21 protein-coding genes and 1 tRNA gene are annotated in these 22,708 nt (G+C 62.0%); 7 read left to right on the top strand and 15 right to left on the bottom strand.

Going from position 1 to position 22,708, the window contains the following annotated elements; translation table 11 throughout:
* Positions 1-18 precede the first annotated feature (18 nt).
* The 5 genes from glp to Q0936_RS05740 form a co-directional block, all read right to left on the bottom strand.
* Positions 19-1,194, bottom strand: coding sequence for a gephyrin-like molybdotransferase Glp (glp, locus tag Q0936_RS05720; RefSeq protein WP_299297764.1), 1,176 nt, complete (start codon positions 1,192-1,194; stop codon positions 19-21).
* Complete coding sequence (gene moaC, locus Q0936_RS05725) at positions 1,191-1,664, bottom strand: cyclic pyranopterin monophosphate synthase MoaC (RefSeq protein ID WP_299297763.1); 474 nt, start codon at positions 1,662-1,664, stop codon at positions 1,191-1,193. The genes glp and moaC overlap by 4 nt, the downstream gene beginning before the upstream one ends.
* Entirely contained in the window at positions 1,664-2,479 is an 816-nt protein-coding gene (gene trpC, locus Q0936_RS05730; protein WP_299297762.1) for an indole-3-glycerol phosphate synthase TrpC, read from the bottom strand. The genes moaC and trpC overlap by 1 nt, the downstream gene beginning before the upstream one ends.
* Positions 2,480-2,555: 76 nt before the next feature.
* Positions 2,556-3,572: an anthranilate phosphoribosyltransferase gene (gene trpD, locus Q0936_RS05735; protein ID WP_299297761.1), complete on the bottom strand. Its 1,017-nt coding sequence runs from the start codon at positions 3,570-3,572 to the stop codon at positions 2,556-2,558.
* Positions 3,569-4,150 (bottom strand): aminodeoxychorismate/anthranilate synthase component II, encoded by a 582-nt coding sequence (locus Q0936_RS05740; protein ID WP_299297760.1) that lies wholly within the window; start codon positions 4,148-4,150, stop codon positions 3,569-3,571. Before Q0936_RS05740 ends, trpD begins: the two co-directional genes overlap by 4 nt.
* A 165-nt stretch (positions 4,151-4,315) precedes the next feature.
* Here Q0936_RS05740 and Q0936_RS05745 point away from each other — a divergent pair, with 165 nt between their 5' ends.
* On the top strand, positions 4,316-5,779 hold the full coding sequence (locus tag Q0936_RS05745; protein ID WP_299297759.1) for a polysaccharide deacteylase family 2 protein: 1,464 nt from the start codon (positions 4,316-4,318) through the stop codon (positions 5,777-5,779).
* A 4-nt stretch (positions 5,780-5,783) separates the two neighbouring features.
* Here the strand turns inward: Q0936_RS05745 and Q0936_RS05750 are convergent, their stop codons facing one another.
* From Q0936_RS05750 to fabI, 7 genes are all read right to left on the bottom strand, one after another.
* Entirely contained in the window at positions 5,784-6,821 is a 1,038-nt protein-coding gene (locus tag Q0936_RS05750) for a succinylglutamate desuccinylase/aspartoacylase family protein (protein ID WP_299297769.1), read from the bottom strand.
* Between the two features lie 7 nt (positions 6,822-6,828).
* Positions 6,829-8,337: an anthranilate synthase component I gene (trpE, locus tag Q0936_RS05755; protein ID WP_299297758.1), complete on the bottom strand. Its 1,509-nt coding sequence runs from the start codon at positions 8,335-8,337 to the stop codon at positions 6,829-6,831.
* Positions 8,337-10,181 (bottom strand): peptidylprolyl isomerase, encoded by a 1,845-nt coding sequence (locus tag Q0936_RS05760; protein WP_299140767.1) that lies wholly within the window; start codon positions 10,179-10,181, stop codon positions 8,337-8,339. The genes trpE and Q0936_RS05760 overlap by 1 nt, the downstream gene beginning before the upstream one ends.
* 77 nt (positions 10,182-10,258) lie before the next feature.
* Complete coding sequence (locus Q0936_RS05765; RefSeq protein WP_299164884.1) at positions 10,259-11,434, bottom strand: aminotransferase; 1,176 nt, start codon at positions 11,432-11,434, stop codon at positions 10,259-10,261.
* A gap of 53 nt (positions 11,435-11,487) precedes the next feature.
* Complete coding sequence (gene gpt, locus Q0936_RS05770) at positions 11,488-12,006, bottom strand: xanthine phosphoribosyltransferase (RefSeq protein WP_299140771.1); 519 nt, start codon at positions 12,004-12,006, stop codon at positions 11,488-11,490.
* A gap of 2 nt (positions 12,007-12,008) precedes the next feature.
* A complete protein-coding gene (locus tag Q0936_RS05775; RefSeq protein WP_363323316.1) occupies positions 12,009-12,617 on the bottom strand; it encodes a LysE family transporter in 609 nt (202 codons plus the stop codon).
* Between the two features lie 2 nt (positions 12,618-12,619).
* Positions 12,620-13,426 carry an enoyl-ACP reductase FabI gene (gene fabI / locus Q0936_RS05780; RefSeq protein ID WP_299297757.1) on the bottom strand — a complete coding sequence of 269 codons (807 nt, stop codon included), beginning with the start codon at positions 13,424-13,426 and terminating at the stop codon, positions 12,620-12,622.
* A gap of 116 nt (positions 13,427-13,542) precedes the next feature.
* Here fabI and pdxH point away from each other — a divergent pair, with 116 nt between their 5' ends.
* The 4 genes from pdxH to Q0936_RS05800 all read left to right on the top strand — a co-directional run bounded on the left by pdxH (position 13,543) and on the right by Q0936_RS05800 (position 15,415).
* Positions 13,543-14,166, top strand: a complete 624-nt coding sequence (gene pdxH / locus Q0936_RS05785) for a pyridoxamine 5'-phosphate oxidase (RefSeq protein WP_299297756.1) — start codon at positions 13,543-13,545, stop codon at positions 14,164-14,166.
* 120 nt (positions 14,167-14,286) lie between these two features.
* Positions 14,287-14,823 (top strand): cold-shock protein, encoded by a 537-nt coding sequence (locus Q0936_RS05790; RefSeq protein WP_299140778.1) that lies wholly within the window; start codon positions 14,287-14,289, stop codon positions 14,821-14,823.
* Complete coding sequence (locus Q0936_RS05795) at positions 14,816-15,295, top strand: DUF192 domain-containing protein (protein WP_299297767.1); 480 nt, start codon at positions 14,816-14,818, stop codon at positions 15,293-15,295. The genes Q0936_RS05790 and Q0936_RS05795 overlap by 8 nt, the downstream gene beginning before the upstream one ends.
* A 43-nt stretch (positions 15,296-15,338) precedes the next feature.
* Positions 15,339-15,415: transfer RNA gene (locus Q0936_RS05800), tRNA-Pro, on the top strand.
* An 11-nt stretch (positions 15,416-15,426) separates the two neighbouring features.
* Here Q0936_RS05800 and Q0936_RS05805 read toward each other — a convergent pair.
* Positions 15,427-15,798, bottom strand: a complete 372-nt coding sequence (locus Q0936_RS05805; protein WP_299377943.1) for a hypothetical protein — start codon at positions 15,796-15,798, stop codon at positions 15,427-15,429.
* Positions 15,799-16,418: 620 nt separating this feature from the next.
* Between Q0936_RS05805 and Q0936_RS05810 the strand changes: the two genes are divergently transcribed.
* On the top strand, positions 16,419-20,075 hold the full coding sequence (locus Q0936_RS05810) for a vitamin B12-dependent ribonucleotide reductase (RefSeq protein ID WP_299297754.1): 3,657 nt from the start codon (positions 16,419-16,421) through the stop codon (positions 20,073-20,075).
* 458 nt (positions 20,076-20,533) lie between these two features.
* Here the strand turns inward: Q0936_RS05810 and Q0936_RS05815 are convergent, their stop codons facing one another.
* Entirely contained in the window at positions 20,534-21,013 is a 480-nt protein-coding gene (locus tag Q0936_RS05815; protein ID WP_299140784.1) for a sigma-70 family RNA polymerase sigma factor, read from the bottom strand.
* Positions 21,014-21,247: 234 nt separating this feature from the next.
* Between Q0936_RS05815 and Q0936_RS05820 the strand changes: the two genes are divergently transcribed.
* A complete protein-coding gene (locus Q0936_RS05820) occupies positions 21,248-21,496 on the top strand; it encodes a hypothetical protein (protein ID WP_299140786.1) in 249 nt (82 codons plus the stop codon).
* Positions 21,497-21,755: 259 nt separating this feature from the next.
* On the opposite strand, the gene Q0936_RS05825 is transcribed toward Q0936_RS05820, so the two are convergent.
* Positions 21,756-22,352 carry an outer membrane beta-barrel protein gene (locus tag Q0936_RS05825; RefSeq protein WP_299297766.1) on the bottom strand — a complete coding sequence of 199 codons (597 nt, stop codon included), beginning with the start codon at positions 22,350-22,352 and terminating at the stop codon, positions 21,756-21,758.
* Positions 22,353-22,708 lie beyond the last annotated feature (356 nt).

Genomic DNA, 22,708 nt, shown 5'->3' on the forward strand with positions numbered 1-22,708 from the left:
CCCGTTTTGTGTCAACAGTCAGTGCAGGAGGACAACGTCGACCGGGTCGCCGGGCGCGGCGGCGGGGTCATTTGGCGCACGTACGATCAGGGCATTGGCACGTGCGAGTACGGACAAGAGGGAGCTGTCTTGCGCCCCGGCATCGGCAACCAATCCGTCCGCGACGATACCGCGCATATAGTGTTCGCGCGGCCCGTTCGCGGGCAGGGGTGTCGCAAGCGGCATTTGTACGCGCGGTGCGGCATTGCGGCCCAGCCCCAGCATGGCGTTCAGCATGGGTTGCAGAAAGACGGTGCTACAGACCATGGCCGAGACAGGGTTGCCGGGCAGGCCCACCATAGGAACGCCATGCAAGCGGCCCGCCATCAGTGGTTTGCCGGGCCGCATCGCAACCTTGTAGAACGATTGATCCATCCCGAGATCTGCGGCCACGCCGGCGACAAGGTCATGGTCACCGACGGATGCGCCGCCAATAGTCACAATAAGGTCCGCACCGGCGGCGAGGGAAAACACGGTGCGCAGGGACATGTCGGTGTCGCGGGCGATGGGCAGGATGCGCGGCACGGCCCCGTGGGCCGTCAGAATGGCGGCCAGGCCGTAGGTATTGGATGCGATGATCTGGTCAGGGCCGGGTGTTTCACCGGGTTGCACCAGTTCATCCCCGGTCGAAATCAATGCGACCACGGGCGCGCGGCGCACAGGCACCTCGGCGATGTTCATCGAGGCGAGCAGGGCCACGTCACCAGGTGACAGGCGGCGCGGGGCATCAAGGACCGAACCGCGTTCAAAATCGATACCGGCGGGGCGAATGTTGTCCTTGGCATTGGGGGCGTCGGTGATGGTGATCACATCGCCGGTGCGCGTGACGTCCTCTTGTATCACGACCTTATCGGCGCCTGCGGGGACGGGTGCACCGGTGAAAATGCGCACGGCCTGACCGGCGCCCACGGTGCCGTCCCATCCATGCCCGGCGGCGGCCTCGCCTATGACTTTGAACTGTGCGTGTTGATCCGCCTCGACCGCTTTGAGCGCATATCCATCCATGGACGACGCGGGAAAGGGCGGTTGTGTGCGTTGTGCGGTGACAGGTTCCGCCAGAACACGGCCCGCAGCCGCGCGCAGTGGAACGGTTTCTATCGGCAACAGGTCCGCGAGGGCAAAGAGGTGGTCGAGCGCGTTGGAAACCGGGATCATTGCGCCTCGTACCGGCCGCTCTTGCCGCCATCCTTGAGGACCACGCGGATGCCGCCGATCTCCATCGCCTTGTCCACGGCCTTGGCCATGTCATAGACCGTCAGTGCGCAGGTCGAGGCGGCAGTCAACGCCTCCATCTCGACCCCGGTCTGGCCAGTGGTCTTGACGGTCGCGGTGATGCGCAGACCGGGCAACGCCGTGTCGGGTTCGAGGTCCACCGACACCTTGGTGATGGGCAGGGGGTGGCACAGCGGGATCAGATCGGACGTGCGCTTGGCCGCCATGATGCCGGCCAGACGGGCCACGCCGATCACGTCGCCCTTTTTGGCGCGGCCATCCATGATGATGTCCAGCGTCTCGGACTGCATCCTGATCCAGCCCTCTGCCACTGCCACGCGGTCGGTGATGTCCTTGTCGGACACATCGACCATATGCGCGGCTCCGCAGTCGTCAAAATGCGTGAGCGCCATCACATGCCCCCGCCAGACACAAGCGGGTTGGCCAGCAGTGACCTTGTGGCGGCGGCCACGTCGTCCTGGCGCATCAGGCTTTCGCCGATCAGGAAGGTGCGCGCGCCGTACATGGCCATGTCGGCCAGATCCTGCGGCGTGTTCAGCCCGCTTTCGGCAACGATTGTGCGGTCGGCAGGCACCTGTTTGGACAGGGTGCGGGTGGTGTCGAGCGAGGTCTCAAACGTCTTGAGATTGCGGTTGTTGATGCCCATAAGCGGGCTCTTGAGCGCGCTGGCGCGGGTCAACTCGTCGGCATCGTGGACTTCGATCAGAACATCCATGCCCCAATGGTGAGCGGCGTCCTCGAGTTCGATAGCCTGCGCGTCGCTGACTGAGGCCATGATGATCAGGATACAGTCGGCCCCCAGCGCGCGCGCCTCGGCGACCTGATATGTGTCGTACATGAAATCCTTGCGCAGGCACGGCAGCGCACAGGCACCACGCGCCGCGACAAGGAACTCGTTGGCCCCCTGAAAGCTGGGCGTGTCGGTCAGCACCGACAGGCAGGTCGCGCCGCCCTCTTCGTAGGCTTGGGCCAATGCGGCCGGATCAAAGTCGGCGCGGATCAACCCCTTGGAGGGGCTGGCCTTTTTGATCTCGGCAATCAGGCCATAGCCTTCGCGGTTGGCCAGTTGCAGCGCCTGCGCAAAAGGACGCACAGGGCCTGCATCGCGGGCCTCTGCCTCGACCGCTTCGAGCGGTTTGGCGGCCTTGTCGGCGGCAACTTCTTCGAGTTTGTAGGCCTTGATTTTATCGAGGATCGTATCGGTCATGCACTCGTGTCTTTTGCTGGTGTCCGGTCAGAAAAGGCGTGCGCCCTGTGACCGGACATTTGGAAAGAGGGTGAGATCAGGCGGCTTGCGTGATCTCTGCGACGGCTGCGATCTTGGCTTTTGCAGCGCCGCTGTCGATGCTTTCGGTGGCGAGGGCGACACCGTCCTTGAGCGTCGCAGCCTTGCCTGCAACCTTGAGGGCGGCAGCCGCGTTCAAAAGGACCGCGTCCCGGTAGGCACCCGCGGCACCATCGAGCAGCGCCCGGAACGCTTGCGCGTTTTCTTCGGGTGTGCCGCCGACGATGTCCTCGAAGGGGTGAACGGGCAGGCCCGCTTCTTCAGGGTGGACTTCGAAATCGGTCACGGTGCCTGCGTCCAGAGCCGAGACCCAGGACACGCCGGTGATTGTCAATTCGTCTGTTCCGTCCGAGCCGTGCACCAGCCAGGCGGCATCCGATCCCAACTGTCCCAGCGTTTCAGCCATGGGGCGGATCAGGTCGCGGCGATACGCCCCGGTCAGTTGCCTTTTGACGCCTGCCGGGTTTGTTAGCGGCCCAAGGATGTTGAAAATCGTGCGCGTGCCCAATTCGGCGCGCGTGGGCATGACATGGGCAATGGCAGGGTGGTGCATGGGGGCCATCATAAAGCCGATGCCCGCCCCGGCCAGCGCCTTTTCCACCACGTCGGGGCCAACCATGACGTTGATGCCCATCTGGGTCAGGGCATCTGCCGCGCCGGATTTCGAACTGAGGTTGCGGTTGCCGTGCTTGGCCACCGTGACCCCTGCGCCTGCCACGACAAAGGCCGTTGCGGTCGAGATGTTCAGCGTCCCCTTGCCGTCGCCGCCGGTGCCAACGATGTCCATCGCGCCCTCTGGGGCGGACACGGCGTTGCACTTGGCGCGCATGACGGCGGCGGCGGCGGCGTATTCATCCACCGTTTCGCCGCGCGTGCGCAGCGCCATCAGCAACCCGCCAATTTGCGAAGGGGTTGCCTCGCCGTCGAACAGGATCTGGAATGCCGCCTCGGCCTGGGTGCGGTCCAGCGGGCCGTTGGCTGCGGCGTCGATCAGGGGTTTGAGCGCGTCACTCATGCGGCCACCGGCATCAGATCGACAAAGTTCTTGAGCAGCGCATGTCCGTGTTCGGACCGAATGCTCTCGGGGTGGAATTGGACCCCGTGGATCGGCAGCTCGCGGTGCGACAGGCCCATAATCGTGCCGTCATCCACCTCTGCTGTGATCTCAAGGCAGTCGGGCAGCCCCTCTCTGGCAATTGTCAGCGAGTGATAACGCGTGGCCTCGAAAGGGGTCGGAAGACCGGCAAAAACGCCGCGTCCGGTGTGGTGCATTGTGCCAAGTTTTCCGTGCACAATGTCGGGTGCGCGCACGACAGTCCCACCGAACACCTGACCGATGGTCTGGTGGCCGAGACAGACGCCCATCAAGGGGATTTTGGCTTCGGCAGCGGCTTCGGTAAGTGCAAGGCAAATGCCAGCCTGGTCCGGGTCGCAGGGGCCTGGCGACAGCAGAATGCCGTCGGGACGCATGGCCATCGCCTCCTGGACGTTGATCGCGTCGTTGCGATGCACGGCCACATCTGTGCCAAGCTCGCCCAGATAGTGCACCAGATTGTAGGTAAAACTGTCGTAATTGTCGATCAGCAGCAGCATCGCAAAATCTCGTGTTCCAAGGGGGCCGTTTGGCCCGTATAGTTACGCGCATACATGCTCAGGCTTGTACGCCAGCGTCAAGGGGATGGCGGCGACAGGACGGGGCGGGCAGGCACGTCCGGCACATCGCAAAGCGGGGCCGGACACTCAGGCGGAGACAGGGACATGGCACGGGGATTTTTGAGCGGTATTGTATTGGGTGGCGTGGTGAGCGTCGTGGGCGCGGGCGTTTTGTCGGTTGTGGCCGACGGCCCGGTCAGCCCGGATGCCGATGTGCGCGCACCCGCCGCATCCGAAGCGCCCGAGGCGGATGCCGCGACGACCGCCACCGCGGAGGCGGATGAGGGCCTGACCAGAGACACCAGCACCGCCCCGGCGGTTGAAGCCCCGGAAACCGGCGATGCGGACGCAGTGCAAGCGGCGGACGCGGATGCGCCCGCACTGCCCGAAACGGGGGCAGCGCCGCAGGCGGACGCGGGCGACACCACAGACACCGATGCACAGGTGGCCATTGCTGACGTTGACCCCGTTGCACCCGTCGCCCCGGCGGATGCGCCGACCCAGCCGGCCACCGGCACTGCGCCTGCGATTTCTGAGGATCCCTCTTTGCCCGCACCACCCACCGCGTCGGAAGTGACAGATGATGCAGCGCCCGAAACGGGCGAGGCACCTGCCACACCGGCACCAGAGGCCGCCGTGCCCGACACGTCCACGGCGGGTCCCGCGCCAGCACCGGCCGAACCCGAAGTCCCAGATGCGCCCAGCGAAGACGGCACAGTTCCGCCTTTGCCAGAGGTTGCGGCGACGGAACCTGAGACCGAAGATGCGACCCAGGGGCGTCCGACGATCGGCACACCCGCCGTGTCGCTGGTGGACCGCACGCCGGATGTGCCCGTGACCGCCACGCCAGAGGCCGAAAGCACCGATGCTGACGCCCCGCCCATCGTGGCCTATGCTGCCGGTTTCGATAATCCCGATGACAAACCGCTGATGTCGATTGTGTTGATCGACAGCGGCATTGATCTCAGCGGTGGGCCGGTTGGGCTGGCCGCGCTGCAAAGCTTTCCCTATCCGCTGACATTTGCGGTGGACGCGAGCCTGACGGATGCAGGTGCGCGCACCGCGGACTACCGCGCGCAGGGGTTCGAGGTGATGGCTTTGGTCGATCTGCCACAAGGTGCCACGGCCAGCGATGCCGAAGTCGCACTGTCCGCCGCGCTGGACGCAGTGCCGCAAGCAGTCGCTGTGATGGAAGGGCCGGGCACGGGCATTCAGGACACCCGTGACGCGTCCGATCAGGTGACCGAAGCCATTCTGGCCAGCGGGCATGGGTTGGTGTTGCAGTCGAAGGGATTGAACACCGCACAAAAACTCGCCGCGCGGGCCGGTGTGCCGACGGGCCTGGTGTTCCGCGACTTTGACAGCGCGGATCAGACCCCTTCGGTCATTCGGCGGTTCCTCGATCAGGCGGCATTCCGTGCAGGGCAAGAAGGCGGTGTGATCATGGTGGGACGGGTGCGTCCTGACACGATTTCCGCCTTGCTGCTCTGGGGTCTGCAGGACCGTGCCGAACGGGTTGCGCTGGCACCTGTGTCTGCGGTTCTGACCACGCTCAGCGCGGACCGGTGACGGGTCAGATAATCTCGTCTTCGTCAAAAAGCGGATCGGCATCAAGCTGCGCCGACAGGGTATCTACGGTGTCTTCGTCCGCTTTGGGGCTGAGTTCGGCCAGATGAAAGACCGCGTCGCCTTCGTTCACGACAGGCACGACTGCGCGGCCAATCAGAATACCCGCCTCGGGCGCGGTCAGTTCGGTTTCGGCCTCCCCGGACGGGTCTGAAATCGCGGCAAGGACCTCTCCCGCCTCGACGATGTCGCCCTCGGCGCGGAAGGTGCGCAAGAGGCCACCCACGGGCGCGCGGAGCCAGGTGGACGACCGGCAGACCAGCGACGGCGTGCGAGCCTTGGCGATGCCTTTGGTGGCGACCATGTCGTGATCACGCATCACGCGCAGGATGCCAGCCACACCGACGCGCACTGCAAATTCGTCAAACCGCAATCCTTCGCCTGCTTCGTACAGCAGAACCGGGGTGCCACGGGCGGCGGCCTCACCGCGCAGCGATCCGTCACGCAAGGAAGAGGTCAGGATGACCGGCGCGCCAAAGGCACGGGCCATGCGGGCGGTGGTGTCGTCACCGGGTGTGACCCGAATTTGCGGCAGGTTGGTGCGGTGTTCCGCAGCCGAATGCAGGTCGATGCCAAAGTCACAGCGCAGCACGACGTCCTGCAGAAAGATGTGGGCCAGACGCGACCCAAGCGAGCCTTTGGATGAGCCGGGAAAGCAACGGTTGAGGTCGCGGCGGTCGGGCAAATAGCGCGAGCGGGCCAGAAAGCCAAAGCTGTTCACAACCGGAACAACCAGCAGGGTGCCGCGCAGCGTGTCTAGTTGTGGCGTGCGCAACAGGCGGCGCACGATCTCGACGCCGATCACTTCATCGCCGTGCACGGCGGCACTGACAAACATGGTGGGGCCGGGGCGCTTGCCGTGGATCACTTCGACCCGCAGGTTGATAGGCGTGTGGTCAGGCAGTGCGGACACGGGCAACGGGACGCTGGCGCGGGTTCCGGCGGCAATCTCCATGTCGCCAAGCAGAAAGGCAGGGCGCGCCATCAGAGCGTCACTGGTTGCCGCCGCCAAAGCGCGCGGCATCTGCGGCTGCGCGACGGATGGCACCGGCCTTGTGCACCGTTTCCATGAACTCGGCCTCCGGGTCGCTGTCATAGACGACGCCACCACCGGCCTGGATATAGAGCTTTTGATCCTGCACCACGGCGGTGCGCAGGGCGATGCACATGTCCATGTCGCCGCCCGCGCTGAAATAGCCGACGCCGCCGCCGTAGACGCCGCGCTTTTCCGGCTCCAGCTCGTCGATGATCTCCATCGCGCGGACTTTGGGCGCGCCGGACACGGTGCCCGCAGGCATGCCCGCAAAGAACGCATCAAGCGCGTCCTTGCCCGTCGCCAGTTCGCCGACGACGTTCGACACGATGTGCATCACGTGGCTGTAGCGTTCGACGATGAATTCCTCGGTTGGACGTACCGTGCCGATCTTGGCCACGCGGCCCACATCGTTACGGCCCAGATCGAGCAGCATGAGGTGCTCGGCCAGTTCCTTCTTGTCGGCAAGCAGATCCGCCTCGAGCGCGTTGTCCTTTTCGGGCGTGTCCCCGCGGGGACGGGTGCCTGCGATGGGGCGGATGGTGATCTCGTTGCCGAAGACACGCACGAGGATTTCGGGGCTGGCACCGATGACCTGAAAGCCGCCAAAGTTGAAATAGAACATGAACGGCGATGGGTTGGTGCGCCTCAGGCTGCGATAGAGCGCAAAGGGCGGTTCGCGAAACTCTTGGGTCCAGCGCTGTGCCGGAACAACCTGAAAGATGTCGCCCGCCTTGATGTAGTCGCGGGCGCGTTCCACGGCGGCCTTGTAGGCCGGTTTGGTAAAGTTGGACACCGGGTCGGCCACGGGGGCCGCATCGCCCAGATCACGCGTTTCGGTGGGCATGGCCCGTTCGAGGTCACGCACCGCGTCCATCACACGTTCTGCCGCCTGGGCATAGGCCGCGCGTGCGGATTGCCCGTCACTGACCCATGCGGGTGACACGACTGTCACCTCACCTTTGACGCCGTCCAATACCGCAATCACCGAAGGGCGCAGCATGATGGCGTCGGGCAAGCCCAGCGGGTCGGGATTGATGTCGGGCAGGTGTTCGACCAGACGGATCATGTCATAGCCGAGGTAGCCAAAGAGGCCCGCCGCCGATTGTGGCAGGTCGCCGGGCAGATCGATCCGGCTTTCGGCGATCAGATCACGCAGCACGTCCAGCGGGTTGCCCGCGACGTCCTCAAACGCGTCGGCGTCGTACCGTGCCATGCGATTGATGGCAGATGTCTCGCCACGGCAGCGCCACACGAGGTCGGGTTTCATACCAACAATGGAATAGCGCCCGCGCACCTCACCACCTGTGACCGATTCCAGAACAAAGGCGTCTTTTTGCGCGCCCGTCAGTTTGAGCATCAGGGACACGGGTGTATCAAGGTCAGCGGCCAGGCGGGTATAGACCACCTGGTTTTCGCCTGCCGCATAGGCTGCGGCAAAGGCGTCGTAGTCGGGAACAAGTGCCATCAGGGGAAATTCACGTGCACGGCGTCAAGCGCCTGTTGGTTGATCTGGGGGCTGGCGCGCACCACGACGTCCTCGCCAAAGATGTTGAAGAGTTCAGCGGCCACAAGTTGGCCAATCTCTTCGCTCAGGGCTTCGGTCTCGGCAATCGCATCGGCGTTGTCGTCAATCGGTGTGATGGCGTCGAGCCGCACAATCAGCAGTGCGCCATAGCCCGAAATCACCTCAACATCGCCGGGGGACATCTCGAACACGGTTTGCATGAACTCGGGCGGTGTGCCCTGAACAAAGGCACCACGGTCGAGATCGGTTTCGATAATTGAATCCAGTGCCTGCGACGCAAAGCTCTCGCCAGCGCGCAGCGCGGGCAGGACCGCTTCGGCTTGCTGGGTCAACTGAAGCTCGGTCTGTTCGGCGTCCCAGTTGCCACGCACGTTGTCGCGCGCGTCCTCAAAGGGCGCAGGGCGCGGCGGCAGGGTTTCCTCCAGACGCATCGCAACAATACCGCCGTCATCTAGGCTGATGATTTCCGGGAAATCGTCGGCGGTCAGTTGGGCGGCGGCGTCGCGGAACCCGTCATATGCGCCGATCCCTTCGCCTTGGGCGGGGAACCAATCGATTGTGCCCAGTTCCATATCGGTCTCGGCATCCAGCTCTTCGAGCGTGGCACCACCGGCGAGCAGGTTGTCGAATTCTTCGGCCTCAAACGCAACCTGGCGGCGCGCGGCATCGAGTGCCAGGGCCTGTTGCAGACGCGGCGCGGCCTCTTCGAAGGTTGTGGACTGTGCGGGCAGCACAGCGTTAACCCGGAAGAGAGCAGGGCCAGTGGTGGAGGGCAGTGGGCCAACCACATCGCCCACCTCTGCGGCGAACACCGCCTCGCCTGCAGCGTCCAGTTCCAGACGGGACACATCGCCCATGTCCACATCGCCCAATGTCAGGCCGCGATCCTGTACAAGCGCCTCAAACGTGGTGCCACCTACCTCAAGCTGGGCGGCGGCGCGGTCTGCTGCTGCGGCATCGAGATAGACCAGCCGTTCCACCAGACGACGTTCGGGCGTGTTGAACTGATCGGCACGGGCATCGTATTCGGCGCGCAGGGTATCTTCGGACACTTCGACACTGTCGAGGATCATGTCGGGCAAGAGGACCGTGTAGGTGATCCGCTTGGTCTCTGGCAGCTCGTAGTCGTCGAGATTGTCCTCGTAGTAGGCGCGCAATTCGTCGTCGCTGGGTGCGGCCAGCGGGGTGGCCAGATCAGCCTGACCCAAACGGACCCAGGTAAAGTCGCGTGTCTCACCCAGAAAAGACACCAGCGTGCGTGCATAGGTGTCGGGCATGGTCACACCGGACATGATTGCGCCCTGCAGGAGAGACCGCGCGACCTCTTCGCGCAGTTGCGTTTCGAACTGCGCCTCGCTGGTGCCGGACTGTTCCAGTGCAAAGCTGTAGGCATCTCGGTCAAAGGACCCGTCGAGCCCGCGGAACGACGGAATGTTCAGGATTTCGTCGCGCAGGGTCGCGTCGCCGACGCTGAGGCCCATTTGTTGCGCCTCGTGGTCCAGTGCGCGGGCGCGGACCATCTGGGCCAGCACCGCTTGATCGAGGCCGATGGCCTGTGCGCGGGCAAAGGTCAGTTGGCTGCCGGTCTGTTGACTGACGGCCTGGATTTCCTGTTGCAGGGTGCGCGCGTAATCCTGCACGTCGATGTGTTTGTCGCCGACTTGCCCCACAGTGCGGATTGTGCCGCTGAGGTTGGTGGCGCCAAAGCCACCCAATGCGAGGATAAGCAGGCCCAGAAGGACCCAAACGGCGGTTTTCGACAGGTTGTTTGAGCCCTTGGCCATGGGTGCCCTCTGTTGGGTGATTTTTTGTTGAGCCGATGTCTATCTGCGCAGGCATCGGCGGGCAAGGGCGCTTGACCTCAGAGATCGAGGGCTGACAGCCTTGTGTAAAGGTCGGCAATCCCGTTTGCGTCCAGATTGGCGAAGGCGATGCGCAATTGGCGTGCGCCACGTTCGTCTCCATCGGGCCAGAACATGGTGCCGGGCAGGCAGAGAATACCGGCTTCGCGCACAAGGCGCGGAGCGAGGTCCGCCGACGACAGTGCAAAGGGGTGAGTGACATAGGCGAAATACGCGCCAAGACCCATTAGAGACCAGCCCTTGGCCTCAAGCTGTGGAAAACCATCCGTAATGGCGGCGCGGCGCGTCAGGATTTCGTCGCGTTCGCTGGCGACCCATTGGCCAAGGTTCTCTAGCCCCCAGAGGGCCGCGTATTGCCCCAACTGCCCTGGGCAGATGGCCACGGTGTCGAGGAACTTTTCGACCTCGGCCAGTCGGTCCGACGCGGCAACAAGCGCGCCAACGCGGTGGCCGGTGAGGCGGTAGGTTTTGGAGAAAGAGTAGAGATGGACAAAGGTGTCTTCCCATCCGTCCTGCTGGAACAGCGGGTGCGGAGGCCCTGAGCGGCTGTCGAAGTCGCGATAGGTTTCGTCGACGATCAAGGTGATGCCTGCGTCGCGCGCCAGTTCGTAGAAAGCCAGCACGAGGTCGGCGGGGTATTCCACGCCTGCCGGGTTGTTGGGCGTGACCAGTGCGATCGCCTTGGTGCGTGGGGTGATCAACGCCCTTGCATCTGCGACGTCCGGCAACATGCCAGCACCAACGGGCAGTGGGACAGAGGCCACACCTGACATGTCGAGCCACATTTTATGGTTGAAATACCATGGAGTTGGCAGGATGACTTCATCCCCTTCATCACACAGGCTGGCGATGATGGCGGCAAAGGCCTGATTGCATCCCGACGTGATGGCGACGTGTTCCGCGCGGGTGGCGGCGTCGTAGTGCGTGTTGATTTGGGTGCTCAGCGCGTCGCGCAGTGCGGCCATGCCCAGAACGGGCCCGTAGAGATGTGCGTCGTCACGCGTCAGCGCCGCGTCCGCCATGGCCTGACGCAACGCAGGGGGCGGCGGATCAACCGGAGCGGCCTGGCTCACGTTGATGAGCGGCGCGTCCGGTGAGAATGTCACGCCGTCAAGCCAGCGACGCGCCTCCATCACCGGCGGGGCAAAGGTGGCGGCAGTGCGCGATACGGGCATGCAGGATCTCCGGTGTTAGCGGCCGCGCAGTGCGGCGATGTCGTTGGGTGGGCTTAATCGGTGCCGCGATAGGGTTCGACATATTGCAGGGCCATGTCCCACGGAAAGAAGATCCACGTGTCCTGGCTGACGCCGGTGATAAAGGTATCGACCTGAGGCTCGCCCGAGGGTTTGGCGTAGACCGTGGCGAAATGGGCGTTGGGATAGAGACTGCGTACCAGCTCAAGCGTTTTGCCGCTGTCCACGAGGTCATCGACGATCAGAATGCCAGTGCCGTCACCCATCATATCGGCATCCGGCGACTTCAGCACTTCGGCATCGCGGCGCTGGTCCGCCTTGCCGCCGCCCGAGTGGTAGGATTTGACGCTGATCGTGTCCACGGTGCGAATGTCCAGCTCGCGTGCGACGATCATGGCGGGGGCCATGCCGCCCCGTGTGATGGCCACCACCGCGCGCCACTGACCGTCATCGGGGCCCTTGCCATCAAGACGCCATGCCAAGGCACGGCTGTCGCGGTGCATCTGGTCCCAGCTGACGTGGAACCCTTTTTCGTGGGGAAGGCGGTCTGCCATGGTTATTTCTCCAGTATCAGTCGCACGCCAAGCGCGCCGAGCAAGGTGGCCGCGATGCGGTCGAGCAGGGGTTTGAGGCTGATGTACCCACGGCGTGCGGGCGTTGAGCTGAGCAGCACGGAAAGCCCGGTGTAAAACACCAGTTCGAGCAGCCAATGGTTGAAGACAATGACCGCAATGTCCGCAGCGGCAAGTCCCTGCGGGAACACGACGACAATGATTGCCGCAGCAAAGAGCATGGACTTCGGGTTGCCCGCGTTGACAAGAAGGCCCGACAGAAAGGCTCGCCCACGTGCCGTGGGCGCATCACCCAGAGGGTCACGCGCGCTGCGCCATGTCTGGATGGCGATCCAGATCAGATAAGCCGCGCCGCCAAGTTTCAGTGCCGTGTAGGTCCAGGGAAACAGGGCAAATACCGCCTCAAGGCCCAAAAGCGCGGCCAACGTCCACATAGCAGCAGCTGTTCCAAGACCAATGCCCGTCGCGATGCCCGCAATGCGCCCCGAGGCGACCGTCATGCGTGTGATGAACAGCATCGCCGCACCGGGCGATGCCAGTGCCGCCAGCAAAACGGTGTTAAAGACCAGCAGCTCGGATGCGGTCAGGGTCATGTTTACCCCTTGGAGATGTCGGGCGCGTCCACGGCCTTCATGCCCACCACGTGATAGCCGGCGTCGACGTGCAGGTTTTCACCCGTGGTGCCAGACCCCAGATCGCTGAGCAGGAAGAGGGCGGACCGCCCCACATCTTCGATTGTCACATTGCGGCGCAGGGGCGAGTTGTATTCGTTCCACTTCATGATGTAGCGGAAATCGCCGATCCCCGAAGCGGCCAGCGTCTTGATCGGTCCGGCGCTGATGGCGTTCACGCGGATGCCGTCTTTGCCCAGATCCTCGGCCAGGTATTTGACCGACGCCTCGAGCGCCGCCTTGGCCACACCCATGACGTTGTAGTGCGGCATGACCTGTTCGGCGCCATAGTAGGTCAGCGTGACGGCACTGCCGCCGCTGTTCATCATTTTTTCGGCGCGCTGCATCACGGCGGTAAAAGAGTAGACTGAGATGTCCATGGTCAGGGCAAAGTTGCCACGGCTCGTGTCGACATAGCGCCCGCGCAACTCGTTCTTGTCGGAGAACCCAATGGCGTGAACGATAAAGTCCAACTTGCCCCAGCGTTCTTGAAGAGATGCAAAAAGCCCATCAATCGACGCCTCGTCGCCTACATCACATGGCAGGACAATGTCGCTGCTAAGCTGGGCGGCGAGGGGGTCGACACGTTTCTTCAGTGCCTCACCCTGGTAGGAAAAGGCCAGTTCAGCCCCGGCCTCGTGCAAGGTGCGCGCAATGCCCCATGCGATGGATTTGTCGTTGGCAAGGCCCATAATCAGCCCGCGTTTGCCCGCCATAAGGTCAGTTGCCATGATATGCCCACCCCGTCCCGTGTTTCTGTCGGTCAGCTTTAGGCCATTGCCATAGTAGCATCAAGGGAGTGCGCACCGGTTGAAGCCGGTCGGTGTCCGGGCTAGCTGGATGTTGCATGACACAGGAGGACGCGACGTTGGATCGGGATGGGAAATTTGCAGGCGACGACCCGTTTGCCATTGTGCGCAACTGGATGGCTGAAGCCGAAGCCAGCGAGCCGAACGACGCAAACGCCATTGCGCTGAGCACGGTGGATGCGGACGGTCTGCCCAATGTGCGGATGGTGCTGCTCAAGGAAATCGAAGACGACGCGTTTGTCTTTTACACGAACTACGGCAGTGCCAAGGCGGCGGAACTGGACCATGCGGGCAAGGCCGCCTTTGTGCTGCACTGGAAATCACTGCGGCGGCAGGTGCGTGTGCGCGGTCTGGTACAGAAAGAAGACGGGCCACAGGCGGATGCGTACTACAACTCCAGGTCGTTAAAGTCCCGGTTGGGGGCTTGGGCTTCTGATCAGAGCCAACCGCTGGACGGGCGCGCCACGTTGCTGGCCAAGGTGGCCAAGGTCACCGCGCAGCAAGGCACACGCCCCGAACGACCACCGTTTTGGGGGGGCTACCGGATCGTCCCCACAGAGATCGAGTTTTGGGCTGATGGCGCGTTTCGGCTGCACGACCGGTTCCGTTGGCGGCGTGAAAAATCGGGGCAGCTATGGCATATTACACGTCTACACCCATGAATTTCATGTGACGTGAAATGCAACGCGCTGTAAAAAAACGATTTATTACGGGTTGAAAACTATGTGCGAAATAGCGCAAGTCTTGTGGTGCGGCACAGTACACTCAAAGAAAGACACGTCGTGTCAGAACACAACGATGATACGAGCCTGGTCACGGGGACAGTGAAATGGTTCGACCCCGTCAAGGGGTTTGGTTTTATAGTTTCGGAATCTGGTGGTCCGGACATCCTTTTGCACGTGAACGTGCTGCGCAACTTCGGTCAGTCTTCTGTCGCGGATGGCGCGGCAATTGACGTGCGCATTCAGGAAACAGATCGGGGCGTGCAAGCCGTGGAAGTGGTACGCATTGTACCACCTGCGCACGAAGCTGCGTCGAATCTGACCGACATTGCAGACATGGACGCCGAAGCGGTGTCGAATGCCCCATTGCAGCCCGGCAGGGTCAAATGGTTCGACAAGGGCAAGGGGTTTGGGTTCGCGAATGCCTTTGGCTCAGCGGACGATGTATTCTTGCATGTCGAAGTCTTGCGCCGGTCGGGCCTTTCGGATTTGGCGCCGGGCGAAGCCTTGGCGATGCGCGTGATCGATGGCAAGCGCGGCCGTATGGCAGCAGAAGTGCTGGCATGGGAAGCGGCGCTGACGCGTGATGATGATTAAGCGTGGTCTGACAGTTCGTATCGCGGCGCTGTACGCATTGATCTGTGTGCCTGTTGTCGCGTCGGCTGCATGTCGAGACGATACCGTATGGATTCGCGGCGACTTTGGCGAAGCGCGATTCACGGTCGAAGTTGCGGATGACGACGGCGAGCGTGCTCTGGGTTTGATGCACCGACCGTCTTTGCCGGCCTCTGCGGGCATGTTGTTTGTCTACCCGCGCCCGCAACGCCTGTCGTTCTGGATGCGCGACACGTTGATCGAGCTGGATATGCTGTTTGTGGACGAGCACGGCGTCGTGCAGAATATCCACCACCGCGCCGTGCCTCTGGACGAGACCTCTATTTTCGGCGGCAACAACCTGACGCACGTGCTGGAGATCAATGGTGGGTTCGCAGAAATGCTTGGGTTGAGCGTCGGTGACGAGCTGCGGCATCCCAGCTTTGAAAACTCTGAGCCCGCTTGGCCCTGTTAGGTCTTTTCAATCCTGATTTCGCCGTCTAAGAGGGGCGCACGGTCGGAGCGTGGCGCAGCCTGGTAGCGCACCTGTTTTGGGTACAGGGGGTCGGAGGTTCGAATCCTCTCGCTCCGACCATTTTCCCCAGATCACGTATTTGCGGCGATACCGCCTGTTGCGGCGAGCAATTCGTCCATGAGGCTGTCGAGATCGCGCTGCTTGAAGTAGATGCGGCGCGGGTTGCCGGATTTCTGGACGACTTCGGCGAAATAGGACAGTTCCACGACGTAGCTTCCGTCGGATTGATCCGTCTCTTTCTGGACGACCAGAGTTGGCGCCTCCAGCGCACCATCATATTGCAGCAAAAGGAATGCGGCGACATCTGGCGGCGGCAGGATCCGGCATTGAACGACGGCCCGCGAAATCTGGCGCAACTCATCACCCGGTGAGTCGCAGGACGAGCGGAATGCGGCATCAAGGGGTGCCGGCGGTTCGGCAAAGAGGGCGCGGCGAACGGGCAAATCTTGTCCCGGTTCCACCGAAGTCTCTACATATTGTGGTGCGCAGGCGGACAACGCGACCAATAACAGGGGCAAAAAGGGTCGCATAAACAGCCTTTCGATGGGTGCTGAGACACAACACCATATTTTCCGCAGTGCGGCAAAACCTTTCTACCTATGCGGGCGTTAACTGTGGATAACTTGAGGTGAAGCATCCACAGGCGGGGCTAACTTGCCCCGAATGCAGGTAAAATTCCAAAGGGCCCTTGGGGCGAAATTTCTGCAGTTTCTGCGGGCGTTAACGAAGTGAATCGGATGCGTGTCCGAGGTGCCAAAAGCGGCGGACGGGTCAAGACAAAAGTTGTCAAAAAACTTTTAAAATGACGTTGACGAGAGACCCTCAGATACGTCAGTTTGTGTGGGCCGGGTCGCCTACCACAAGATTTAGTGGCTAACACTATGAGGGGGCGGCCAGGCACGAGGGACAGACAGCATCGTCATTCGAGCGGCTCAACGCAACAAGCGTGCACTGCATCGCGCTTGACCGGAGAGGTATGTCCATCGTGTCGGCACCTGAGTGCGAAGGCCTGCAACGTCGGGTTCATTCGCGAAAAGAGACATGCTGGAAACGAGGCAGCGCGATGAAAATTGAAAGACAGTTCACCAAGGCCGGTCAGGACGCATATGCTGACCTCGATTTCGTGACCACAGTGTCCGAGATACGTAACCCTGATGGCACCATCGTGTTCCACCTGGATGAGGTCGAAGTGCCTGCAAAGTGGTCTCAGGTGGCCAGCGACGTCATCGCGCAGAAATATTTCCGCAAAGCGGGCGTGCCGTCCAAACTGCGCAAAGTCGAAGAGGCGGGCGTGCCCGAGTTTCTGTGGCGCTCCGAAGCGGACGACGGCGCAGAGATTGCCGGTGAGACGTCTTCCAAGCAAGTGTTTGACCGTCTCGCAGGTGCGTGGGCGTATTGGGGTTGGAAGGGTGGATACTTTACCACTGAAGAGGATGCGCGCGCATACTACGATGAAATGCGTCACATGCTGGCAACACAACGCGCCGCGCCCAACAGCCCACAGTGGTTCAACACAGGCCTGCACTGGGCCTATGGCATCGACGGTCCTGCGCAAGGCCACCACTATGTCGATTACAAGACCGGTGAGCTGACCAAATCCGCATCGTCCTACGAACACCCCCAGCCGCATGCCTGCTTTATCCAGTCCGTGTCAGACGATCTGGTGAACGATGGTGGCATCATGGACCTGTGGGTGCGCGAAGCGCGTCTGTTCAAATACGGGTCCGGCACCGGCACGAACTTTTCGTCGCTGCGCGGCGAGGGCGAAAAGCTGTCTGGTGGTGGCAAATCGTCTGGCCTGATGGGTTTCCTCAAGATCGGTGACCGCGCTGCGGGTGCGATCAAATCGGGCGGCACAACGCGCCGCGCCGCCAAGATGGTCATCGTAGACGCGGACCACCCGGACATCGAGGATTTCATCAATTGGAAGGTGCTGGAAGAGCAAAAAGTGGCGTCGATCGTTGCTGGCTCGAAAATGCACGAAGAAAAGCTGAACGGCATTTTTGAAGCCATCGGAACATGGGACGGCGCAGAGGCAGATGCCTACGATCCCAAAAAAAACAATGCACTGAAGGACGCGGTGAAGTCGGCCAAAAAGGTCGCGATCCCAGAGACATACATCAAACGCGTGCTGGATTACGCGCGTCAGGGTCACACGGCCATCGAATTCCCGACATACGACACGGACTGGGACTCCGAGGCGTACAACTCGGTTTCGGGTCAGAACTCCAACAACTCGATCCGCGTCACAAATGCTTTCCTGACCGCTGTTGAGAAGGACGCGGATTGGGAACTGATCAGCCGTGTTGACGGGTCGGTCACCAAAACCGTCAAGGCGCGGGATCTTTGGGAACAGGTCGGCCACGCCGCTTGGGCCTGTGCCGATCCGGGTATTCAGTATCACGACACGGTCAATGACTGGCACACGTGCCCCGAAGACGGTGCGATCCGCGGGTCCAACCCATGCTCCGAGTACATGTTCTTGGACGACACGGCCTGTAACCTGGCGTCGATGAACCTGCTGACCTTCCTCAAGGACGGTAAATTCCAGGTCGAGGATTACATGCACGCCTCGCGTCTTTGGACCGTGACGCTGGAAATCTCGGTGATGATGGCGCAGTTCCCGTCCAAGGAAATCGCTCAACGCTCCTATGACTTCCGCACCTTGGGCCTTGGCTACGCGAATATCGGCGGCCTGCTGATGAATATGGGCCACGGGTACGACAGCGACGAGGGCCGTGCGCTCTGTGGTGCGCTGACGGCGATCATGACGGGTGTGGCCTATGCCACCTCTGCCGAGATGGCGGGCGAATTGGGGCCGTTCCCCGGTTACAAGAAGAACGCTGACCACATGCTGCGTGTGATGCGCAACCACCGCACAGCGGCTTATGGGTCAACCGAAGGCTATGAAAAGCTGGCGGTAAAGCCTGTCGCTCTGGATCACGCCAACTGTCCCGATCCACGTTTGATCGATGTCGCCATGTCGACATGGGATGAGGCGCTGAAGCTGGGCGAGAAGCACGGTTACCGCAATGCGCAGTCCACCGTGATTGCGCCCACCGGGACCATCGGTCTGGTCATGGACTGCGACACCACTGGGATCGAGCCGGACTTTGCGCTGGTGAAGTTTAAGAAGCTTGCGGGTGGCGGCTACTTCAAGATCATCAACCGTTCGGTGCCAGCCGCACTTGAGAACCTCGGCTATGGCTCTGCCCAGATCGAGGAGATCGTCAGCTATGCGGTGGGCCATGGTTCCATCGGCAATGCACCGGCGATCAACCACACGACACTGGCGGGACATGGGTTTGGTGCCAACGAGCTGGCCAAGGTGGAAGCGGCACTGGAAAGTGCGTTCGACATCCGGTTCGTGTTCAACCAGTGGACGCTGGGCGAAGAGTTCTGCACGCAAGTGCTGGGCATCCCGGCGGACAAGCTGAACGACCCGACCTTTGACCTGCTGAAGTCGCTGGGTTTCTCCAAAGCCGATATCGACGCCGCCAACGACCACGTGTGCGGGACGATGACGCTGGAAGGGGCGCCGCACTTGAAGGAAGAGCATTACCACATCTTTGACTGTGCCAACCCGTGCGGCAAGAAAGGCAAGCGTTTCCTGAGTGTTGACAGCCACATTACCATGATGGCCGCGGCGCAGTCGTTCATCTCTGGTGCGATCTCGAAGACGATCAACATGCCCAACGACGCGACCATCGAGGACTGCCAGCGCGCATATGAGCTGTCGTGGTCGCTGGGGGTGAAAGCCAACGCGTTGTACCGTGACGGCTCCAAACTGTCGCAACCGCTGGCGGCTGCGCTGGTGGAAGACGACGAGGATGCCGCTGAGGTTCTCGAAACCGGTGCACCGATGGAAAAAGCCACCGTGCTGGCCGAGAAGATCGTGGAGAAGGTGATCGTCAAGGAGATCATCAAATCGCATCGCGAAAAGATGCCTCAGCGCCGCAAGGGCTACACTCAGAAAGCCATCGTTGGCGGCCACAAGGTCTACCTGCGGACTGGTGAGTATGAGGACGGCAACCTGGGCGAGATCTTCATCGACATGCACAAGGAAGGTGCTGGCTTCCGGGCGATGATGAACAACTTTGCCATCGCTGTGTCCGTGGGCCTGCAATACGGTGTGCCGCTGGAGGAATTCGTGGACGCCTTCACCTTCACCAAGTTCGAACCCGCAGGCATGGTGCAGGGCAATGACAGCATCAAGAACGCGACGTCGATCCTCGACTATGTGTTCCGCGAATTGGCTGTGTCTTACCTCGACCGCACCGATCTGGCGCATGTGAAGCCAGAGGGCGCCACGTTCGATACATTGGGTCAGGGCGAGGAAGAAGGCGTGTCCAACGTCTCGGAGTTGTCGGAAACGGCCGCATCCAAGTCTCTGGAAGTGTTGAAGCAAATCAGCTCGACCGGGTATCTGCGCAAGCGTTTGCCGCAGGATCTGGTGGTTTTGCAGGGCGGGATGGCCGAGACCGGTCTGGATGCCGAGGTTGCCTTGCAGACCTTGGTGCCTGAAGTGGCTGTGAATGGTGCGGCGCAAGTGTCGACCACAACAGTCGCCGCTGCCACCACGACGATGGATGCACGCACCAAGGCCAAGATGCAGGGCTATGAGGGCGAGGCCTGTGGCGAGTGTGGCAACTACACACTGGTGCGCAACGGCACATGCATGAAGTGCAACACCTGCGGCGGGACGTCCGGGTGTAGCTGATCAGTTTACGCGTCCCGGTCAGGGGCGCGAGGGGGTCGGGCCGGTTTGGCTGGTCTGGCCCCCGACGAGACAGGGTGGGGCGCGACTTTAGTCCTTCCCATCCTACTACGGAGGCAGAGCGATCTGCCTCTGGCACACGGGGCGGGTGCGCTCGCCCCTGACGACGTTCAGGCCGCAGGCAGAAAAGTACCGGGCGGTTAACATATTGAGCCTGAACGGCGAAACTAACGGGGAGCGTTCGCGCTCCCCATTTTTTTGTTCAGGGCATCTGCACGCTGACTACACGCTGAGCTATGCCATGCGTTCTGTCAGGGGGCATGCGTTTGCTAGGCAAACGCCCGCAGAACAGCGAAACTCAACGGAGAGCTTCGGTCCACCGTTTTTCCTTTTGGGAGTTTTGATCGGTGGGTGCTCTCTTTGCTTTGCAAATTCGCCCACCCGCCGACCCCGGCGTTGCATCAACCGTCCTCGTGTAGCGTGAGGCGCAGGCGGGCGCGGGCGCGGGCCAGGCGCGACATGACGGTGCCCAGGGGCAGGCCGGTTGCCTTGGCCAAGGCGCGGGGGGACGTTTCGCCAGCCACGACAAGATCCATCAAATGCCGTTGTGGCGGTGGAAGTGTCGTGATGGCGGCGAGTGTATCAGCGCAATCGAGGCGGATCAGTGCGTCCGGCTCCGTCAGGGCGTGTGTTTCTTCTAATTCGTCGGTTCCGGCATGTTGCCAACTGCGGCGCGCCCGGTTGGTCAGCGTGCGCATGGCGTAGGCGGGCAGGTCATCAATGGAGGCACCATCCCGCAGGCGTTGGCACAGTTTGAGCAACGTGTCCTGCACGATGTCTTCGGCTTCGGTGCGACTGCGCGCGAGGCGACGGGCCCGGCGGGTGAGCATCGGGATCAGCGGCACAAGGCGGCGCGGGGTCATTGGGCTGTGGTGTCTCATGCAGCCGATGCTGCGCCTTTGCGATTGGATTGAACAGCCGGGGGGTTTCTGCCGATGTCAGGAATGCCCCCTTTTTGGGCAACGGATCGCTGATGGGGTGGCCGCCAATCGGCGTGGGGTTGCGTGTTTTGCCGACGCGCCGTGCCGCGCGGATGTTGGGGCGTGTTTCAGGCTCATACACTGTGAGGGCGCCACTCACGGACCCTCACAACGTAAATGGAATGGGAGTTCCCTATGACCAAATTTGCTTCGCTGACGTTTCTGGCCGCTATGGCCATCCCCGCCCTTGCAATGGGGCAAAGCGCGTCAGAGCTGGACACCAACGGCGATGGCGTTTTGACCATTGACGAAGTGCAAGCCAGCTTTCCCGAAGTCACATCGGACGGGTTCACAGCGATGGACCTGAACGCGGACGGTGCGCTGGATGCGGATGAGATTGCCGCAGCGCAAGAAGCGGGTCTGATGCCAGCCACAGACGGCTAAGGCCAAAGGGTCACCTGCAATTCCGCGCGGCGTGCGGATTTAGATGCTACGTCTCCGCGGAAGGGTGGGGGTGTGAGGTCCGGTCTCCCCCCAGGGGCCGGGCCTCACTGTGTTTGCGGCGGGGTGTTCGGCTTGCCTGCTGTCTGAGTTGAGCGGAACAGTTGGCACGAAAAAAGCACGGTACGCCGAAGCGCACCGTGCTTACATCTGACGCATCAGCGCCCGGCCTCTGGGGGAGGATCGGCCGGGGCGCGTGCGCTCAGAACCGGATGGATCCCCGCAGGGTCAGGGTTGTGGCGTCGGCATCCACACCGCTGCCGCCGATGTCGTCGAAGCTGTGCTCCAGCAATTCGGCACCCACGACGTAGCGGTCCGTGATTTGGTAGGCGACGCCGATCCCGTAGAACTCTCCGCTTTCTGAACCGATCGAGGTGTCGACATCTGCGACGCCTGCGGTGACGTATCCCAGCGCCGGGCCAAAGTCATAGCCAGCTTTCAGTTTCAGACGCGCCACGCTGTCGACGCTTGCGGCACCGTTCAGGTCGATGTCGGCAAAGTCGTAGTCCAGTTCGCCGCCCAGAACGAAGGTGCCGAAATCGTAGTTGTAGCCCAGGTGAACACCGCCGAGGACGTCATCACCATCCGCAGCACCCGAACCATTCACGTCGCCGTAGCCCAATTGCACACCGCCATAAGCGCCAGTCCAATCGCCGCCCAATGCAGGCAGGGGTGCGGGTGGTGGTGGTGCAGTTGGCGCAGGCGCGTCGGCAACGGGTGTGTCAAAGCCGCCCGCAAGGACTGGCGTTGTGGACAATGCCACCAAGGCCGCCAGCGATGTTGCAGGGATTGTACGCATTTTCATTTATCTGCTCCTTTGGTCGTCGTGTCACAGGCCCTTTGAGGCCTGCTGTGACAACAACTGGGGAGTTCGCGGCGTGGTTCCAGAGGCAGTGTGGGTCGGGTGCTAAACTGGGCAATGGACCGCACAAATGCGCGCAGGCACTGCGCGGCGCACCGCCGTTGGGGCGTCGCAAATGGGACAGACAGGCGACGTTTTGCGCATCAAGCTTACAAACAACGCCGCACTGCAACGGGACGTGAGGGAGGTCTGTCGTGCAAGGATGTCGATGCAAGATCGCACTTGTGTGCCGTACCATCGGTGCAGAGCGTGGTCGTGCGGCGCGGGGACGACCCGCGCGGGATTGAGTTTGT

The organism is uncultured Tateyamaria sp., assembly GCF_947488715.1.
GTDB lineage: Bacteria > Pseudomonadota > Alphaproteobacteria > Rhodobacterales > Rhodobacteraceae > Tateyamaria.

Bases quoted from the DNA above. Each gene is read 5' to 3' on its own strand.
- Q0936_RS05745 (WP_299297759.1), top strand. From the start codon at position 4,316: ATGGCACGGGGATTTTTGAGCGGTATTGTATTGGGTGGCGTGGTGAGC.
- Q0936_RS05795 (WP_299297767.1), top strand. From the start codon at position 14,816: ATGATTAAGCGTGGTCTGACAGTTCGTATCGCGGCGCTGTACGCATTG.
- moaC (WP_299297763.1), bottom strand. From the start codon at position 1,664: ATGGCGCTCACGCATTTTGACGACTGCGGAGCCGCGCATATGGTCGAT.
- Q0936_RS05815 (WP_299140784.1), bottom strand. From the start codon at position 21,013: ATGAGACACCACAGCCCAATGACCCCGCGCCGCCTTGTGCCGCTGATC.
- Q0936_RS05765 (WP_299164884.1), bottom strand. From the start codon at position 11,434: ATGCCCGTATCGCGCACTGCCGCCACCTTTGCCCCGCCGGTGATGGAG.
- Q0936_RS05750 (WP_299297769.1), bottom strand. From the start codon at position 6,821: ATGGCGCGCCCTGCCTTTCTGCTTGGCGACATGGAGATTGCCGCCGGA.
- fabI (WP_299297757.1), bottom strand. From the start codon at position 13,426: ATGGCAACTGACCTTATGGCGGGCAAACGCGGGCTGATTATGGGCCTT.
- Q0936_RS05810 (WP_299297754.1), top strand. From the start codon at position 16,419: ATGAAAATTGAAAGACAGTTCACCAAGGCCGGTCAGGACGCATATGCT.
- trpC (WP_299297762.1), bottom strand. From the start codon at position 2,479: ATGACCGATACGATCCTCGATAAAATCAAGGCCTACAAACTCGAAGAA.
- Q0936_RS05820 (WP_299140786.1), top strand. From the start codon at position 21,248: ATGACCAAATTTGCTTCGCTGACGTTTCTGGCCGCTATGGCCATCCCC.
- Q0936_RS05775 (WP_363323316.1), bottom strand. From the start codon at position 12,617: ATGACCCTGACCGCATCCGAGCTGCTGGTCTTTAACACCGTTTTGCTG.
- pdxH (WP_299297756.1), top strand. From the start codon at position 13,543: ATGACACAGGAGGACGCGACGTTGGATCGGGATGGGAAATTTGCAGGC.
- Q0936_RS05825 (WP_299297766.1), bottom strand. From the start codon at position 22,352: ATGCGTACAATCCCTGCAACATCGCTGGCGGCCTTGGTGGCATTGTCC.
- gpt (WP_299140771.1), bottom strand. From the start codon at position 12,006: ATGGCAGACCGCCTTCCCCACGAAAAAGGGTTCCACGTCAGCTGGGAC.
- glp (WP_299297764.1), bottom strand. From the start codon at position 1,194: ATGATCCCGGTTTCCAACGCGCTCGACCACCTCTTTGCCCTCGCGGAC.
- trpE (WP_299297758.1), bottom strand. From the start codon at position 8,337: ATGGCACTTGTTCCCGACTACGACGCCTTTGCCGCAGCCTATGCGGCA.
- Q0936_RS05760 (WP_299140767.1), bottom strand. From the start codon at position 10,181: ATGGCCAAGGGCTCAAACAACCTGTCGAAAACCGCCGTTTGGGTCCTT.
- Q0936_RS05740 (WP_299297760.1), bottom strand. From the start codon at position 4,150: ATGCTGCTGCTGATCGACAATTACGACAGTTTTACCTACAATCTGGTG.
- trpD (WP_299297761.1), bottom strand. From the start codon at position 3,572: ATGAGTGACGCGCTCAAACCCCTGATCGACGCCGCAGCCAACGGCCCG.